The 19271-nt window shown below is 71.8% G+C and carries 1 protein-coding gene; it reads right to left on the bottom strand.

The genetic code is table 11. From position 1 onward, the window contains the following. Window positions 1–17: 17 nt before the first annotated feature. Window positions 18–18968: a WXG100-like domain-containing protein gene (locus Q7X29_RS06665; RefSeq protein WP_449411936.1), complete on the bottom strand. Its 18951-nt coding sequence runs from the start codon at window positions 18966–18968 to the stop codon at window positions 18–20. Window positions 18969–19271: the final 303 nt, after the last annotated feature.

Here is a 19271-nt window from a genome sequence, read left to right as displayed (position 1 = left end):
GAAACCTCTCCGATCGGTCAGGCTCTGTCGCTGAACATTGTCATCCGGCTGGCGGGATCGGCAACTACGTTACGGATCAGCAGTCCGAGGTCCAGTTCCGGTGGGAGTGCCCGGTAGATCAGCTCACCCATCGGCCTGCCACCCACCGCGACGGTGAATCGCGTCATCCGCTGCGCCGACCGTTCCCAGCCCACCTGCGCGGCGCCGCTGAGATCGATCGCCTGGGTGCCGACCTGCACCATCAGCCGGTCGGCGAGCCGGTAGAAGATCACCGTCACCCCACCGAGGTCGGCGTACAGGCCGTCCGCGCCGATCTGCCCCGGCGCGGCGGGCCGCAATGCCCCCGACTGCGGATCGAACTCGGCGAGCACACCGCTGGCGTACGGGCGCACGACCAGCCTGACCCGTTCGACCGGAGCCTGGTACTCCGGCCGATACGGCCTGCGCTGACCGCTCTGCCCTGCGCTCGGCGGCATCGCCGGCGGCGGATACCCGGGAGCACCACCCGAGGGATAGCCGGAGCCCGGCTGCTGCCCACCGGATTGCCCGTTGCCGCGACCATTTCCCGGTGCGGACGGCTGGTCATTGCCCGGCGGATACAGCTGCCCATTGCCCGGCGGATACGACGGACCGCCACCGGGCGGGTATGGCTGACCGCCACCGGGCGGATACGGCTGACCGCCACCGGGCGGATACGGCTGACCGCCACCGGGCGGGTACGACGGACCGCCACCGGGCGGATACGGCTGACCGCCACCGGGCGGGTACGACAGACCGCCACCCGGCGGATACGGCTGACCGCCACCCGGCGGATACGACGGACCGCCACCCGGCGGATACGGCTCACCGCTCCCAGGCGGGTACGGCTGAACCGGCCCTGGCGGTTGGGTACCCCACGGCGGCAACGGCGGCATGGTGGGACCACCGACCGGCGGGGTCGGCGGAATCGGGAAGGACGGGACCGTCGGTTCGTGCGGAGCCGGTTCCTGCTGCTGCGGCGGCACCGGCGGGCACGGCGGCTCGGGAATCTCCGGCGGGCACGGCGGATCCACCTGACCTGGTGGACTCGGCGGCACCGGCGAACGCGGCGGCTCGGGCGGACTCGGCGGCTCCGGCGAACGCGGCGGCTCCGGCGTACGTGGCGGCTCCGGTGTCGATGCCAGTGGGGGTACCGGCCAAGCGACTGCGTCGAACCGCGGCACCTCGAGCTCTACCTCGTACTCGTGCGGCGGATGCGGAATGTGCGACCGATAGGCCGACCCCGGCAGCTGCCGCCCCATCCCCGGTCGATCCCCGTCCGGAGTGCGCGGCGGCGCCTGCCCACCCGGATCGAAACCCTTGTCCGGCTCCTGCCCACCGTCCCGATCGGCATCCGGATCATCGGACCTGTTCCGACCGCCACCATCGGCGTCCGGATCACCGCCCACCGGCCGAGGACGCGAACCGTCACCGGGCGCGGAAGGCCCACGGCCTGCGTCCACCGCGGATTCGTCCGCCTCACCGACCGCAGGCCGACGAACACCCTGACTCGCCTGATGATCAGCCGGAAGGCCAGGATCACCCGGATCGGTCACCGGCCGCGACACCGGCGGCCGAGAGGTATCAGCCTCGCCCACGACACCTTCCGGATCGATGGGCGACCGACGGCGCGAACCGTCACCAGGCTCCGGCACGGCGGCGCCGCGATCGGCATCCGCACCGGGCTCATCGGAATCAGCGCCCGCCGGACGGCGAACACCCTCAGCCGCAGGGTGATCCGTCGCGATGCCCGGATCACCCGGATCGGTCACCGGCCGCGACACCGGCGGCCGGGCCGGATCATTCTCGGCCACGAGATCATCCGGATCGGTGGACCGACGGGGCTCGCGCGGGCCGGCGTCGCCCGGCAGCCCGGTATCGGCGTTCTCCGCGGGCGGCCCGCTCTCCGGGCCCGCGGACAGTCCTGGACGCACCGGCGCGCCGTTGACGGCCGGACCAGAGGCGGTGAGGCCGGGCGCAGGCGATCCAGCGGGAGTCGGCCCGGCGGCGTCCTCGGCGGGCGCGGGCAGCCCGGGCCGGTCCGCCCCGCCGAGTTCGGGGTCGGTGACGAACGGTTCGGTGAGCAGCTCCCGCAACCGGGCGATATCGGCTGCGGCCCTGCGGATCTCGTCGCGGATCTGCTCGTGCACCTCGGCGAGCTTGTCCAGGGTCAGTCGCTCGTGCTTGTCGATGCGACCGTCCCGGAACCACTCGTAGACCTTCGCCACCTTCGCGTCGTCGGCGTCGGTGAGGTCGGCGCCGAGCAGGCGGGCGTGGTCGCGGCTCGGGCCGGGGACGGCGTCGCCGGGCACGGGTGGCAGTGGCGACCGGTTGCCGAGATCGGCGGCGCCCACCTCCCGCAAGAAGTCCAGGGCGTCGCGCTCGTGCACCGGCGGATCGTCGCCGACGGCACGCGGATCGGTCTCCGGGTTGTAGACCAGGTCGTCGGCGTACGGATCGATCTTCGCCAGCGCCCGGACGTAGTCGGCGAGCGGACCGGTGAGATCGTCCGTCGCACCCCGGGCCGCGCGGTTCGACACTGCCTCGGCCAACGCGGCGGCGTCCAGCGGCAGACCACCGCGCGGCAACCCGAGATGCGGAGCGAGCGCGTCCCGCGCGGCATCGACCGCGGCCGGGTCGAACGCGCGCAGCAGTTTCGCGTACTCGGTGAGGTCCTTGGCGCGCTGGCGGTGCAGTTCCACCCGGGTGCCGGGATCGGCGAGCCGTTGGGCGACCAGTTCCGGTCCGAGATCGCCCGCGTCGACGCCGAACCGCAGTGCCAGCGCGCTGCGCGCGTTGTGCAGCGCGTTGAAGTTGTCGACCGCGTCGACGCTGATCGCGTAGTCGACGGCCGCCTCGAGCTGCCTGGCCCGCACCTGATTGGCCCGTTCCAGCTCGGTGAGCAGATCGGTCAGTCGCTCACGCGACAGGTTCGAGGGATCGTCGATGCCCAGCCTGCCCGCCACCTCGGCGAGCTCCGCGCGCACCTGGGCCAGCGAACGTGGTTCCCGGACCGGCTGATTCACCTCATCGGCGACGACCGGCAGGTTCGTCTCCGGCGCGGTGTGCCGCGGCGGTGTCTCGATCATCCGCCACGGACCCGACCCGTCCCGCACCATGGTCGCGTCGACGGTGCGGCCGTCGACTTCGCCCCGCAGGTGCCGGACCTCCGGCGCGTCGACCTCCAGGACGCGCACGCGCCCCTGGTCGTCGACCCCGACGATCCTGACCTGGATCTCGACCTCGCCGCGATTGAGCCGATCGAGGAAATCCCCGTCGGCCTCGGCCAAGGCCCGAGCCAGCGCACGTTCGTGTCCGGCGCCGGTATCGACGATCGCGATCGTGCCGTTCTCGGCATCGACGACCAACCGGTCACCGGTATCCCCGGCAGCGAAATCGGCCACCCGCTGGGTGAATTCGCCCAGCACACCGACATTGTCGTCGAGTTGCCCACGCAGCCTGGCGACCTCGGCGTCGAGGTTGCGGACCAGCGCTTCCAAGTCGGCGCCCGCCAGATGGGCCCACGTCGACCGCTCGTCCCGCAGGCCCGCACGGCGCAGCGCGTCGTCGAAGATCTTGCGCGCGTCCTCGGCGTGCACGGTCCCCGAACCACCGTCGTCGCTCAGATCGGGCCAGATGTCGACCCATTCGCCGCCGTTGTTCACCCCGCGCCAGTTCAGCATGTCGAAGCCGAAGCGGTCACCCCTGGCCGCCACGACTTCCTTCAGATAGGCGCCCAGCGGGTCCTTGCTGAAGAAGTTGGCGGGCCGGAACGGGATGTCGGCATGCTCCTGGTTGAACAACCGCGCGGCGGCCTCCAGCGCCTGGATCACACCGTCGCGACGCAACAACCGGTACTCGGCCTCGGCGAGCGCCTTACGCAGACCTTCCTCGCTGAAATCGGTGATCCGCACGCCGAGTTCGCGGGCGAGCGCATCGAGCACGGTGGCGTCGGCGATGCGCTGGTCGACCGCGTCGACCACGTCCCGCAACCACGGCGGCAACGGCTCGGCGACCGCGGGCGACTGCTCGGGTTCGCCCGTCGACTGCCGCGGCTCAGCGGTTTCGGTGCGCTCCGGCGCTTCCCGGGCGGCCTGTTCCACCGGTGTCAGGCTTTCCGGTTCCAGCAGATGCTCGAGCCCGGCATCGCGCAGTTCCTGTTCGATCCGACGGCGCAGCTCCGGATCGGCGTCGGAGATCCACGGCTTGTACTCGGTGCCGTCGAGATTGCGCAACGGCAGGAATTCACCCGCCTGGTTCGCGATGCGCGCGGACAGATGCTTGAGGATCGGCACCAGCTCGCGCTTGCGCCACATCTCGATGCTCTCTTTGAGGATGCGCACCGGATTGAACTTGAGCTGGAGCTGGTCGTATTCGCCGCCAGGCGCGTCCGGGGTCGCGTCCTTCACCGTGGTCAGCGGCAGCCCGGCACTGTGGCCCAGCATCGACAGGGCGGCGCTGTCCTGGGTCGACCCGGACGGGTACTTCGGGTTCTCGCCGTAGAACCCACGGTTGACGATCCTGTCCCACAGCCTGCGCAGCCAGCGCTTCTTGGGTGTCTCGACAGCTGTCTCGGCGGGCCGCACCTGCGGCGTCGGCTCGGGCCGCGCGACGGGTTCGAGGTGCCAGGCGTCCGGTCCGTCCTCGACCCGCCGGACCAGTGTCTGGTCGCCGTCGACATCGACGGACAGCATCCGGTCGTCGAGTGTGGTACGCGCCAGCCGATCCAGATGCGCGAGATCGGCGGCGTCCCGGGTGACGCCGGCGCGCAATCGGGTGATGTCGTCGGCGGCGCGGACGAGACCGGGATCGGCCGCCAGCCCGAGCCGGGCCGCCCAGCGACGCGCGACGGCCTCGCGAGCCGCCCGCTGCTGCGGATCGGTCGCCGTCTCGGCGTGGCGCACCGCCGAGGCGAACGCCTCGACCGCGCCCGCGCGCAGCAGCTGCCGATATCGAGCCCCGTCGAGCGAACCGGGGTCGGTGAGGTCGACCCCGAACCTCGCGGCCAGCCGGTCCAGTGCCTGCTGCGCGGGCTCCATCCGGGGTCCGCCCGGCTGCTGGGTGCCGTCGGCGGGCGGCAGGATCGCGGTGGGATGCAGCGGCTGAGCCTGCGGGTTCGGTTCCGGTTCGGTACCGAGCGACGGCCGGGAGCCATCGTCGAGCCCGGCCCGGCGCAGGTCGTCGGCGACCTCGGCGCGGACCTCGGGATCGCCCTCGACCCGCCACTGGTCGATACCGTCCTGGAGCTGATCCAGGTTCAGTGGCGCGTAGTCGTCCGGGTAGCGCATCGGCGCACCGAGCTCGGCATCGGGATCCAACGCACGGTCGAGGAATCTACGCGCCCTGGCCATATCGGCGATCTCGGCCAACGCCCCGAGCGGATCACGCTGACCGGTCAGCGCCTCACCCAGGCCGAGCGCCTCGGCAAGCCGACGCACCTGCTCGACCCGCTCCGGAGTCAGCGGCGGCGCGTCCGCGTGGGTCGACGGCGGCAGATCACCGAGGTCGCGCAGGAACTGGCGCACATCGTCGATCCGGACGTCGCGCTGCTCGGCACGGCTCGACGGATCGGCCGGTGCTTCGGCACCCGGCTGATCCAGCCCGGCGGCATCGGGCACCGCGAGTTCCGCGGGTGCGGTCGGGATGCCCCGGTCGAACGGCGACGAATTCTTCGCCGGCTCCTCGGGTTCCGGGCTCGGCGCGGTCGGCGGATGCGCGGGCGGCTTCGACGGCGGGCCGCCGGGCGCGGGCCGCGGCGCGGGCGGCTCGCCCGGATCGTCGTCACCCCGCGAATCCCGGCCACCGTCGTCCGCAGGCGGAATGCCACTGTGACCGTCGGCTTCCGAGCCTGTGGGCAGTCCTGGTCGCACGGACGATCCGGGCACGGCCGGGGTGGCGGGAGCAGGCAGGCCGGGCGTCGGTGGCCCCGCCGGGCGCGCCTCGGAGGGCCCGTCCAGCGCGGGCTTGTCCGCGCCACCGAGCTCGGGATCGGTGACGAACGGCTCGGTGAGCAGCTCCCGCAACCGGGCGATATCGGCCGCCCGCTGCCGGATCTCGTCGCGGATCTCCGCGTGTACCTGCGCGAGCTGTTCGAGGGTGAGCCGTTCGTGCTTGTCGATGCGACCGTCGCGGAACCACTCGTAGACCTGCGCCACACGGTCGTCGTCGGCGCCGGTCAGATCGACACCGAGCAGCCGGGCGTGATCGCGGCTGGGACCGGGAACCGCGTCCTCGGGGGCGGGCGGCAGCGGCGACCGGTCGGTGAGAACATCGGCGCCGACTTCCCGCAGGAAGTCCAGGGCGTCGCGGTCGTGCACCGGCGGATCGTCGCCGACGGCACGCGGATCGGTCTCCGGGTTGTAGACCAGGTCGTCGGCGTACGGATCGATCTTCGCCAGCGCGCGCACGTAGTCGGCGAGCGGGCCGGTCAGATCGTCGAGGTCGCCGCGCGCGGCGCGGTTGGACAGCGCCTCGGCGAGCGCGGTCGCGTCCAACGGCAGACCACCGCGAGCCAGCCCGAGATGCGGAGCGAGCGCGTCCTGCACGGCATCGACCGCGGCCGGGTCGAACGCGCGCAGCAGTTTCGCGTACTCGGTGAGGTCCTTGGCGCGCTGACGGTGCAGTTCCACCCGGGTGCCGGGATCGGCGAGCCCGTCGGCGATCACCTCCGGCGTGAGCGCCTCGGGTGGCACGCCGAAGCGCAGTGCGAGCGCGCTACGCGCGTTGTGCAGAGCGTTGAAGTTGTCGATCGCGTCGGCGCTGCGCGCGTAGTCGACCAGGCCCTCCACCTGCCTGGCCCGCACCTGATTGGCCCGGTCCAGCTCGGCGAGCAGGCTGTTCAGCCGCTCCCCCGGCAAGTTCGACGGGTCGTCGATCCCGAGCCGTCCGGCGACCTCGGCGATGTCGGCTCGCACCTCGGCCTGCGAACGCGGTTCCCGGACCGGCAGATTCGGTTCCTCCGGCACGACCGCCAGGTTCGCTTCGGCCTCGACACCGCGTGGCGCGGCATCGACCATCCGCCACGGGCCGGCCCCGTCGCGCAGCATGGTCGCGTCGACGGTGTGCCCGTCCACCTCGGTGCGCAGGTGCCGCACTTCGGGTGCGTCGATCTCGAGCAGGTGCACGCGGCCGTGCTCGTCGATCCCGACCGCGCGGATCTCGATCTCGACCTCGCCGCGGTTGAGCCGGTCGATGAAGTCCCCGTCGGCCTCGGCCAAGGCCCGGGCCAGCGCCGCCTCGTGCCCGGCGCCGGTATCGACGATGGCGATCTTGCCGTTCTCGGCGTCGACGACCAGTCGGTCGCCGGCGTCCGCGGCGGTGAAATCGGCTACCCGCCGGGTGAATTCACCCAGCCGTGCGATGTTGTCGTCGAGGTGCCCGCGCAGCTTCGCGATCTCGCCGTCGAGGTCGCGCACCAGCGCGTCCAGATCGGCACCGGCCAGATGCGCCCATGTCGACCGCTCGTCTCGCAACCCGGCCCTGCGCAGCGCGTCGTCGAAGATCTTGCGCGCGTCCTCGGCGTGGACGGTCGGTCCGTCGCCGTCGTCGCTGAGGTCACCCCACGGGTTGACCCACTCGCCGCCGTTGTTCACCCCGCGCCAGTTCAGCATGGTGAAATCGAACTGGTCGCCCCTGGCCGCGACGACTTCCTTCAGATAGGCGCCCAGCGGGTCCTTGCTGTGGAAGTTGGCGGGCCGGAACGGAATATCCGTGTTCTCCTGGTTGAAGAACCGGGCGGCCGCTTCCAGCGCCTGGATCACACCGTCGCGGCGCAACAGCCGGTACTCGGCCTCGGCGAGCGCCTTGCGCAGACCTTCCTCGCTGAAATCGGTGATCCGCACACCGAGTTCGTGCGCCAGCGCCTCCAGGACGGTCGCGTCGGAGATACGGCCGTTGACGGCGTCGACCACCTCGCGCAACCACGGCGGCAGCGGCTCGGCGACCGCGGGCACTTCCTCGCCGTCCCGCGAGATCTGGACCGGCTCATCGGATTCCGGCAGCACCTTGGTCTCCCGCGCGGCCAGTTCGGCGGGCGTCAGGCTTTCCGGTTCCAGCAGATGCTCGAGCCCGGCATCGCGCAGATCCTGTTCGATCTGACGGCGCAGCTCCGGATCGGCGTCGGAGATCCACGGCTTGTACTCGGTGCCGTCGAGATTGCGCAACGGCAGGAACTCGCCCGCCTGGTCGGCGATCCGCGAGGACAGGTGCTTGAGAATCGGCACCAGCTCACGGTTCTGCCACATGTACACGCCCTCTTTGAGAATGCGTACGGGGTTGAATTTGATCTGGAGCTGGTCGTACTCGCCACCGGGCGCGTCCGGCGTCGCGTCCTTCACCGTGGTCAGCGGCAGGCCGGCATCGTGGCCCAGCAGCGACTGGCCCGCGCTGTCCTGGCTGGAGCCGGACGGGTACTTCGGATTCTCGCCGTAGTAGCCACGATTGACCAGCCGATCCCACAGCTTGCGCAGCCAGTTCTTCTTCGGCGGCACCTCGACCGCCTGCTCGGTGGTCCGGGTGCGCGGTGCGGGCTCGGGATGCGCGATGGGTTCCAGATGCCAGCTGTCCGGTCCGTCGACCACGAGCCGCACCAGTGTCTTCTCGCCGTCGATGTCGAGCGAGAGCACCCGGTCGCCGAGTTCGGCCTGCAACAGGTGGTCCAGATGGGCGAGATCGCCCGCATCGCGGGTCACCCCGGCGCGCAGCCGGTTGATGTCGTCGGCTGCCCGGGCGAACCCCGGATCGGCGGGCAGCCCGAGACGGGCGGCCCAGCGTCGGGCGACGGCCTCCCGCTGTGCCCGCTGCTGCGGATCGGTCGCCGCTTCGGCGTGGCGCACCGCCGAGGCGAACGCCTCGACCGCGCCCGCGCGCAGCAGCTGCCGGTACCGCGCGGCGTCGAGGGAACCGGAATCGGTGGGGTCGACCCCGAACCTGGCCGCCAGCCGGTCCAACGCCTGCTGGGCGGGCTCGAGCCGCGGGCCACCGGGTCGTTGCGCGCCGTCCTCGGGCGGCAGGATCGCGGACGGGCGCAGCGGTTGCGCCGGCGCGTCCGGCTCCGGCTCGGTGCCCAGCGAGGGCCGGGAGTCGTCGGCCAGCCCGGCCCGGCGCAGGTCGTCCGCGATCGCGGCGCGGTCGGCGGGATCGCCCTCGACCCGTGACTGGTCGATACCGTCCTGGAGCTCGTCGGTGTCGAGCGGCTCGTAGTCGTCGGGGTAGCGCATGGGACGCCCGAGTTCGGCATCGGGATCCAACGCACTGTCGAGGAATCCACGCGCCCTGGCCATATCGGCGATCTCGGCCAACGCCCCGAGCGGATCACGCTGACCGGTCAGCGCCTCACCCAGGCCGAGCGCCTCGGCAAGCCGACGCACCTGCTCGACCCGCTCCGCAGTCAGCGGCGGCGCGTCCGCGTGCGCCGACGGCGGCAGATCGCTCAGCTCCTGCAGGAACTGATGCACATCGTCGAGGAAGTCGCTGCGCTGCTGGACGCGGTTCGCCTGGTCGCCGGGAGCGGCCGGGTCGGCGTCGGCCCGGACGGGCGCGGACTCGCCGGGCACGGCCAGTTCGGCCGGCGGTTTCGGGACGCCGAAGTCGAATCGCGACGAACTCCTCGACGGCTCTGGGGTTTCCGGTGCCATCGGCGGACGCGACGGCTCCTCGGGTTCCGGGCTCGGGGCCGTCGGCGGACGCGACGGCGGTTTGGACGGCGGACCGGCGGGCGCGGTCGGCGGTGCGGGCGGATCGCCGTCACCGTCGTCGTCACGCGAGCCGGTGTCGTCGTCGGAAGTCCCCCGGCGCGCGCCGTCGTCGCCGACCGATCCGTCCCCGACCGGCTCCGGCGCACCCTGCCGCTCCACCGCGGCCGCGAACCTGGCCGCCATTTCCGCACGGGCGGCGTCGAATTCCTGCTGCGCCCGCAGATACGACTCCAGCGCCTGCCGATCGGCCAGGACTTCGGCGTCGAGGTCCTCCGGCCGGACCTGCGCCGCCTCGGCGAGTTCGGCACGCAACGCGTCGAACTTCTGCTGGGCCGCGAGGTAGGACTCCAGCGCGGCCAGATCGGCGGCACGCACCGCGAAGTCGGGGTCGGTGTCGGCGCCACGCCGCGCGGCGACCCGGGCGTCCTGCGCCGCCAGTTCCTCGAACCGGGCCGCGATCTCGGCCTGCGCGGCATCGAACTCCCGCTGGGCGCGCAAATACGACTGCAGCGCGGCCAGGTCGGCGTCGACGGCGTCGAGCTCGCGCAGCGAGTCGTCCAGCGCGGCGTCGGCCTGGTCGGCCCGACGCTGATCGGCCTGGTCGGCGAGCCGGTTCTGACGCTCGACGGCCTCGTCGATGCGTGCCAGCGGGTCGACGGGTCGGCCGGGCCCGACCAGATCGTCCAGCGAGGCGATCGGTTCGGCCAGTTCGTCGGCGACCTCGTCGAGCTTGCGCAGGGTCTGGTCGAGCTTCGCGTCGGCCCGGTCGTCGAGGTCGGTGCCACGCTCCGGCGGCAATCCGGCCTCGGGATCGGTGCTCGAATCCGGTTGCCGCCCAGGCGGCTGCGAACCATCGGCGGGCGGTTGGCCGGTGGGCAGCTCACGCGGCCGACCCGGCAGCGCGTCGGGGTCGGCGCCGCCGTGCGGCCTGGCCGAGGTGGAATCGGCGGCCGGCAGATCGGCGACCGGCCGGTAGAACTCGTCGGTCAGGGCCTTCAGCCGCTCGAGCTGCTCGGTCCGGAGGCGGATCTCCTCGCGGATAGCGGCGATCTCGGCAGCCAGCTTCTCCGGGCTGAGACCCTCGTGCTTCTCGATCTTGCCGTCGCGATAGGCCTCGTAGATCTCGACGAACTTCGCGTCGTCGGCAGTGGACACATCCACGCCGACCAATCGGGCCCAATCCCGATTCGGCTGCGGGCGTGGATCGTTCGGGCCGACCGGCTCGTCGGCGCCATAGGAGCGCGCGACATTGTCGGCGACCTGTGCGGCGAAATCGACCGGGCCACCGCCGGGTTCGGCAGCGTCGGCGGCCGCGCGCAGGCCATGGATCGCGTCGAGATCGTAGATGTGCGGGTCACCGGTGGTGCGCGGATCGCGGGCCAGGGTGCCCGCCGGATGGTCGGTGTACGGATCGACTCGCAGCAGCGCGTCGGCGTACGCGGCGAGCGCGTCCCGCGCGAAGTCACCCGCCCCCAGCCGGTTCAGTCGCGTGACGAGCTTGCGGAGCTTGGCCGGATCGATCCCGCTGTCGGCGGGCCCGTACGTCGGCCTGCCGAAGCGGTCGATCGTGGCGACAACCGGCCGCAACCGGTCCGGGTTGTCCGGGCTCAGCGCCCGGATCAGCGCGTCCTGCGCCGCCTTCACCGCGGCCGCGTCGACATTGCGCAGCTGCTGGGAGTAGCCGGCGGTCTTGCTCGGGTCGCGCTGCTGCCCGTCGAGCAGGTCCTCGAACCGCTGCTGACGGAGACCGCGGCGCTGCTTCGGATTGGTCAGCGCTTCGGCGATCCGGCGCGGCGTGAGCTCGCCCTCCGGGATCCCGAGTCGGGTGGCCAGCTGGCCGCGCGCGTCACCGATCAGGTGGAACGTCTCGATATCGGCCATCGTGCGGGCGTAGTCGGCCAGCGCCTCGGTTTGCCCGGCCCGCACGGCGTTGTCCAGATGCAACGCGCGGATGGTGGCGTCGATGTTGTCCGGGTGCAGCGCGGCCGGGCCGAGGTTCAGTTGCCTGGCCAGGTCGACGATCTCGCGCACCATGTCCGCGCGGTCTTGCGGGGCGGGCGGCGGTTCGGGCGCGGGCTGCACCGGCCGCCACTGCCCGTCCTCCCCGCGCATCATCGTCACCTGCAGTTCGGCGCCGTCCACGGTGCGCCGGATGTGCTGCACCTCGGGGGTGGCCACCGGGTCGAGGATCTGCCTGCCCGCCCCGTCGGCGTGCACCGCCCGGAAGTCCGGCTTCAGCCGCCCGTTGTCGATGTCGGCGGCCAGCTCCGGGTTGTCCCGCAGTGCTCGGGCCAGCGCCTCCTCGCGGTCGAGCGCACCGTCGACCACGAGCAGCCGGTCGGGTCCACCGTCGGCGTCGGGCACCCGGGCGACCTGGTCGCCGTACGACCTGCCGACCGGTTCCGCGCCGTCACCCTGCAGGATCGGCTGTGCGGCGGCGATGAAGTCCGCGAGGTTGCGCGCCCGTTCACGCGCGGAGTCGCGCAGCTCGTTGAGCGTCGAATCCATCCGGTCGCCGGACAGCTCGCTCAGGTCGCGGCCGAACATCGCTGCCCAGCTGGACAATTCGTCGCGCAGCTGGTCGCGGCGCAGCGCGTGCTCGAAGAACTCGCGAGCCCGCGCCTCGTCGCGGCCCGGCTCCCGGTCGTCGGAGAAGCTGGCCCATTCGGGCAGCCTGTCCGCGCCGTTGCCGACCCGGTCGTAGTCACGCAGCGCGGTGACACCTTCGAAGGCGACGATCAGGTCGCGCAAGAACCGGCCGAGCGGATCCTTGTCGAGGAAGCTGACCTCCCGGGAGAACGGGACCGGACGCGGGGCGCTGGTGTCGCCCCAGTGGTTGCGCTCCGGTGCCGGCGCGTCGTCGAAGTCGGCGGTGTCGTCGTAGTCCGCGGTGTCGTCGCGGGATCCGTCCGATTCCACCTCGCGCAGCCGATCCGGACCGGAGACCGAACGGCCGTCGGGCGCGGGCGCCGGGTCGGCAGGATGATCGGCCCGCCGATACGGGCGGCTCTGCTCCTCGTCGGCCCGCCGGGCCGCGTCGGCCAGTCCCTCGATCGCACCGATCTCGCGCAGCAGCCGATGGCTCTGCCGGTCGATCGCCCGGCGCACATCCTCCGGCCCCTCGCCATCGAGTTCGATGCCGAGCCGCGCGGCCATCTCCGCGAGCGTCTCGCCCTCGGGCGGCGGGCCCTGCTGTTCCGGCGCCGGATCGGGCGGGTTCGGCGGCGTCTCCTCCATGACGCGGGCTTCGTCGGCATCGATGAGGCCGTTGAACTCCAGATCGTCGATCAGGTCCTGGCGCAGCCGCGGGTCCCGCGCGGCATCGAAGAGTTCCTTCAGGACATCGCGGACCTCGTCGGGCTCCATCCGGTTCGCGCGCAGCTCGCTGACGACGGTCTCGCGCACGGCGTCGGGGTCGGCGTCGCTGATCCACGGCCGGTACTCGGTGCCGTCGGGGAAGTACACGGGCCGGTAGTCGCCCGCCACATCCGCCTGCCTGCCCAGCACCGGACCGAAGATCGGGATGTGCTCGCGGTTGTGGTACCAGGTGAGCCCCTCCCGGCCGATCCGCGCCACATTCAGCGCCGGATCACCCGCTCCCGGCGGCGGCGCGCTGACAACCGGACCGTCGACCGGCGGCGGCGCGGGGGCCGGGGTCGGCGCGGGCGGATCGGTCACCATGTGTACGCCACCGGCCACACCGTCTCGAACAGCGGTCTGGCCCCGGCCGTCGAGCCCCGACCCCGACGGGTACTTCAGGTTCAGCCCGTCGTACCCCGCATTGAGCTGATCGACCAAGCGCCGCAGCGTATTCCGGGTATCCACGGCCGGAATGTCGTCGCGTCGCGCCGGGGGGTGCTGCGTACTCTCGTCGCCGTCGGTGCGCGCGACCACCCACTGCCCGTCGTCCAGCTGGACGTGCAGCGCGACGACTTCCCCGTTGTCCCCGAGCTCGACGCGCACCTCCCGCCGCGGCGGTTCGGGTTCGGCGAAATCGGGTCTGCGGTTGCGTGTCTCGCCGTCCTCGTCGCCCATGTAGTCGATCGAGTCGTCGTCGGCCAGGCGGTCGAGGGTATCCGGGTCGACGGGCAACGGCACGTCAGCCAGCACATCGGTACCGTCCCGGACGAGCCGTAGGTCGGTGACGCTCACCTCGCCCTTCGCCGAGGCGTGCACCAGTTTGTACTCGACCTTCAGGGTGCCGTTCTCGCGGGCCGCGAGCAGCTCCGCCACGGCTCGGCGGAATGCCCGGCCCTCGGCGGTGTCGGGGTCGATCCCCCGCGCGCGCATCTGTTCGGGCGTCTCGTTGAGAATCCGCTGCAGATTCTGATCCATCTCGAGCGTTCGCCGCAGGTACTCCGGCGAACCCTGTTCCGCCCGAGCCAGTTTCGAGCCCCCGAGGGTGGCGCCGACACCCTTGGCCTCCACCACGAGCAGAGTTGGCGGATCACCGGGACGGGTCGGCGGCACGATCGAGGCGATGTCGACGACGCCTGCCCCGTCGAAGGCGCCGACGAACGGAGTGAGCAGGATCGCGCCCGGCCTGCTCAGCGCGTAGTCGAGTCCGGCGGTCTCGCCGAGCAGCTTGGACAGGGCGACCATCTTCACGCCCATCGTGAAGTACTTGTTCGCCGTCGACTCCAGGGCCATCAGCTTCGCCGCCTTGGCCTCCTTCTCGGCCTGGGACAGCGTCGCATCGTTGTCGACCGCGTCGGACAGCTCGGCGATCTTGCTCGCCACCTTGTCCGGCGCCAGATCGTTACGGGCGGTGACGCCGAATTCGGCCATGAGACGGTCGAGCTTCACCCGCTGCTTGTCGCGCCGCGTCTGCAGCTCGAGCCGCTTGTCCGAGGCCTCCTTCAGCTCGTCGGCGCGGCCGGGATCCTGCATGGTGTGCGAATCGGTGTCGCCCTTCTGCACCTTGTACTCGTAGTCGGCTCCGGCGAGCGGGTCGTCGTCGCCTCGGTAGAAGCCACCGGTGTCGTTCTGTAGCCGGAAGCGCTTGTCCCGGAAGGTATCTGCTGGATCATCGACGTGGTGCCAGGTGCCGTCCGGTTCGCGGTAGCTGTCCGTCCGGTCCCCCGGCCGGTGCAGCAGCCCGTCATCCCCGCGGACCATCCCGGGGGGCACCGGGTCACCAGCGCCGGGAGTCGGGCTCGCGGCATCGTCGTCGCCCATGAAATCGGTGTCGGGATATTCCGGGGAGACCAGCCGCGGTTCGGCGGGGTTGCCGTCGCGGGCGGCCTGCTCGAGGTCGGCGTGGCGCAGCGGGTCGACCCGGGGTCTGCCTTCGTCGATGATGTGGCCCGCGGTGCTCTCGGTGCCCTGGACGACCCTGGTGCAGTTGGCACAGCAGGGAGCTTCGACGCCGCGACTGGGGACATAGGGCGAATTGAGGATGGAGGCCAGGCCGTCGAAATCGGTCGGCAGCTGGTCGTTCGGCCCGCGATCCCGGTTGAGCAGTTCCCGGTCGTGCAGGGCGGCGTTGGTGCCGCGCACCTCGGCGTGGCCGAGCGGGTTGTCCGCGTGTGGGAAGTGGGCCGGGTCGCGTCCGTTGGTGTAGGCGTCGATGGGGTCCTGGTACCTGGCGACGTTGTCGTGCAGCGTCTGGTGCAGTTCGGAGGGGTGGATGCGCTGGTCGGAGGTGCCGTTGGCCGCCTCGTAGACGCGACCGGTGAGACGGTCGATGGTGATCGAGGTGACGTGGCCACGCCGCTTCGCCGGCAGCCGCTCCGCTTCGGCCTTCTCCAGCCGTTTGGCAGGCGAATTGCCCGCCTCGGCTTCGGCCGCGTCGGCGGCGAGGAAGTTCTCGAGGGCATCCTTGGCCGCCGCGGCCTCCCGCTTGGCGTCCGCGACACCGTCGGCCGCACGCTGCACCCCGTCCGCCGCGTCCCGGGCGGCGCGGTCGAGCGCGTCGGCGTCCTCGGCGCCGCGGTTTCGGGCCGCTGTGGCGTCCTCGACGGCACGGGTGTGCGCCGCCTGGGCCTCCCTGAGTGCGATCGCGGCGTCACGCACCGCCCGGCCCTTCTCGGACTTCGCGGTCTCCAGCGCCTTCTGCTGGGCCTTGTGCTGCTCGTAGTCGGCGACCAGGCCCGCGTCCGGCGTGGACGCGTCGACGAACGCCTGGCCCCGCTCGGCGCTGAGCCGGTGGGAGAACTCGTCGATCGGTTCCCCATCGACATGGGTGATCCGGGGCGGATCGCCCGCAGTCTGCACCATCGGGTCGGATATGTCCAGCACACCGAGCAGATGCGCGTCCACGCCGGGTGTCCGGCTGAACGGCGCGTTGACGGTCCCGACGTCGGGAGTCAGGAACGACATGGCGGAGGGACGGGTCGACGGGTCATCGTCGCTCATGAAGTCGACCAGGTCGCGATCCAGCGGTGGCCCGTCACCGTCGAACGTGTCGAGGTCGCTCGGATCGCTCGGGTCTGAATCCGGGCGCAGCGAGGAGATGTCGTCGGGCGCGGTGGCCGAATCCGGGCTGAAGGTGCGCCACTTGCCGCCGCGATCGATCGCCGGAACGGAGTCGGGCTCGTTCCGCACACCGACCCGATCGGTGGGCGCGGTGACATCGACGCCGAGCTGGTCGGCGATGTACTGGGCCCAGCCGTTGCCGTTGCCCGCGTGGCAGGACAGCAGTCGAATGGGGGTGCCCGGCACGTAGTTCGGGTTGGCGCGGATCGCGTCGACGATGTCCTGCGGGTGGACCGCGTCGCCGTTGCTCGGGGTGACCGAGCCGTCGCGGCGTCCGTGCACCACCACGTCGTGGGCGCCGTCGTTGCGGACGTTGTGGCTCACGCGGTGCGTGCGCGCGTCCTCGCCGATCGCGGTCCCATCGGGGTGGTGGACGACGCCCTGCCCATTGGGCAGCCTGGCGTCGTAGACGGGTCCGCTGTCGTTGTCGTCCGGCTGCGGCTGCCTGCGGTCGTCGCCGCTGTCGGCCCGATCGCGCGCGGTGGTGTCGTCGGAGCCCGCGCGTCCGGGGCGGCCCGCGTCCGTACCCGGCCGGGCCGGGCTCGCTCCCGCGTCGGTGCCGACAATCGGCACGACCGGCGCGACATCGGCGAGCGGATCCGCCCGTACCTCGGATTCCCCGGCGCGGACCGGGTCGGCGGTGACCTCCGCGTCCGATCGAACCGGCGGCGCTTCACCGGGCGCGGCGTGCAGGCCCTGCAGCGGCGTGTCCGCGAGACCCGCCCCGCCGCGCGGTTCGGCGGCGCCCGCCCGGCTTTCGCCGTCGGCGCGGGTGTCGCCCGCACCGTCGGTGTCGGCTCGCGACTCGCCGGTGCCGCCGTCTCCGAGGACTTCCGGTGTGGCGGAACGACTTTCCGGAGCCGACGGGGTTCCTTCGGGCAGTCCGGTCCGAACCTCCGGCGCGCCGGGGCGGGTCGACGGCTGTCCGCCCTGCCCCTGCGAGGTCTGCTGACCGGGCGTCGCCTGCTGCCCCGGTGTGGATTGAGCTGGGCTGGAAGGTGTTTGCGCCGGGGTGGCCGCAGGCTGACCAGCAGCGGGGGTCGCCGCTTGGCCCGTGACGGGCGCCTGGCCGGTCGCCCCCGGGGTCGGCCCGCCGGTGGCCACCGGGCCTGCACCGACCATCCCGGTCGCCGGCGCCGCACCGACCTGGGCGGTGGCGTCCCGGTTGGCCATCTGGGTGTCGTTGGCCTGGGTGACCGGCTGACCGCCGGACTGCGCGTCGGTGCGGGTCCCGTCGTTGACGCCCACACCGCCGGCGTCCGCCTCGGCTTCCCCGGCGCGCGAGGTATCGGGCCCCGAATCGGACTGTGCCACAGGGCCTTCACCCTCGGCACGGGCGCCGCTGTCCTGACTGCCACCGTCCTGACGCCCACCGTCGCCGACCTGCGTGTCCCCGGTCTGCACCTCCGGCTTGGACTCCTGGCGTCCGCTCCCGGCACCGCCGCCATCGGACGCCGTCTGCCCGTCGTCTCCGGAATCCTGATTCGCCTGTCCCGCACCGGTATTCGTAGGGCCGTCACCCTCGGCTTCCGGCGTGGTCCCGCCGGCGGGGCGCATCGACTGGCTGTCGTCGCCCGCGCCTGCCCGCGCCTCACCCGAGCCTTCGTTGCCCATGGTGTCGTCGCCCGCACCGGCGCGCACGCCGTCGTCGCCGCCCACACCGGTCGCACCGTCGTCGGCGCCCGCCCGATTCTCACCGTCTGCACCGGGGCGGTTGGTCGAACCGTCACCACCGGCGGTGTTGCTGTCCTGCCCGAAGGTCCCGAGGTCGTAGCCGGGCCCCATGGCCTCGCGGATCCGGGAACTGAAGCTCGGGCGCTCGAACAGGCCGGGGTTCATCTTGGACCACGCGGCGTTGGCGCCTGCCTTGTTCAGGCCGGAGATACCGCCGTTGGTCGCGCCCGCGCTCCACATGAGCGGATCGGCGGCCGCGGTCTTGAGGTTGTCCCAGGCCTTGTCCCAGCCCTGGGTGAAGCCGTCGTAGGCGAACTGGCCGAGCATACCGCCGCCCGCGCCGACCAGACCGGCGCCGGTACCGGTGATCGCGCCCTTGAGCCACGGCGACATTCCGTCGCCGAGCCGCTTGCCGAGGAAGTTGCCGAACGGACCGGCCGCCAGGCCACCCGCGGCGGAGCTGACCGCCGCGGCCTTCACCTGGTTCCAGTCGATCTCCTTGCGGTGGCCCTGATCCACCTGCCACTGCTGGACACCGAGTTCCTGCAGGGTACCGAGCGCGGTGTCGATCGCCACGTGCTGGGCGGCGAACTTCAGCACCCGGGTGATCACGGCCTTCGCGCCGTGGCGCAGGATCGCGGCCAGCACCCGGCCGAAGATGGTGCGCGCCACGACCCGGGTCGCCGCGATCGCGGCCGCCTCCACCGCGGGCGCTGTCGGCGGAAAGATCCACGCCGCAGCGATTTCCAGCGCCAGCAGTCCGAGCGACGACAGGAACATGATCTTCGTGTATTCGATCTCGGTACCGGTCTGATAGACCGAATCGCCGAGAATGTCGAACAATTCGGCGAGCTTGGTCACCGATTGGTCGCCGCGGGCCATTCCCTCGAAGGCCTTGAGCATCTCATCGACGCCCTCACCCTGCGGATACGCCTTGAACGCAGCGTCTTTGGCGGCATCGATGTCGTCGACGAGACCACGAAGACTGTCGGCGGCCGTGCGCCAGTCCTCGGCCATGGCCCACATCTCGTCTTCGTTGCCTTCTGGCCATTCCATGCCAGCGAGGATCGAGAGCCAGTGCAGCCCGGACGGCAGATCGATCATGGAGGGCTACGTCACCAGCTCGAGTCCGTGAACGTCGCCATCGCCCCTCATCCCTCCGCAGTGGTGCCGAGTCGAGCACACCACAAGTCGTTCGCCTGCGCAACAGAGTCGCAGGCACCGGCGAATCACCGGTGACGACAGAATGAACGAGAGGCGGCCGGAACGTGCCCCCGGCGCCGCCATCCACCGGTCGGTACGGATGAACTTGACGACCCGGTTGCGCACGCGAAGGATCGAGGTCGGCGGCTCGCCGAAGCGCGGGCTCGACCGACCAGCACGGACCGACGAGCACGAGAGCCGGGC

The sequence above is a fragment of the Nocardia canadensis genome (genome assembly GCF_032656385.1).
GTDB lineage: Bacteria > Actinomycetota > Actinomycetes > Mycobacteriales > Mycobacteriaceae > Nocardia > Nocardia canadensis.
The sequence above is the reverse complement of the archived record's forward strand: the minus strand, read 5'-3'. Positions and strand labels throughout refer to the sequence as shown.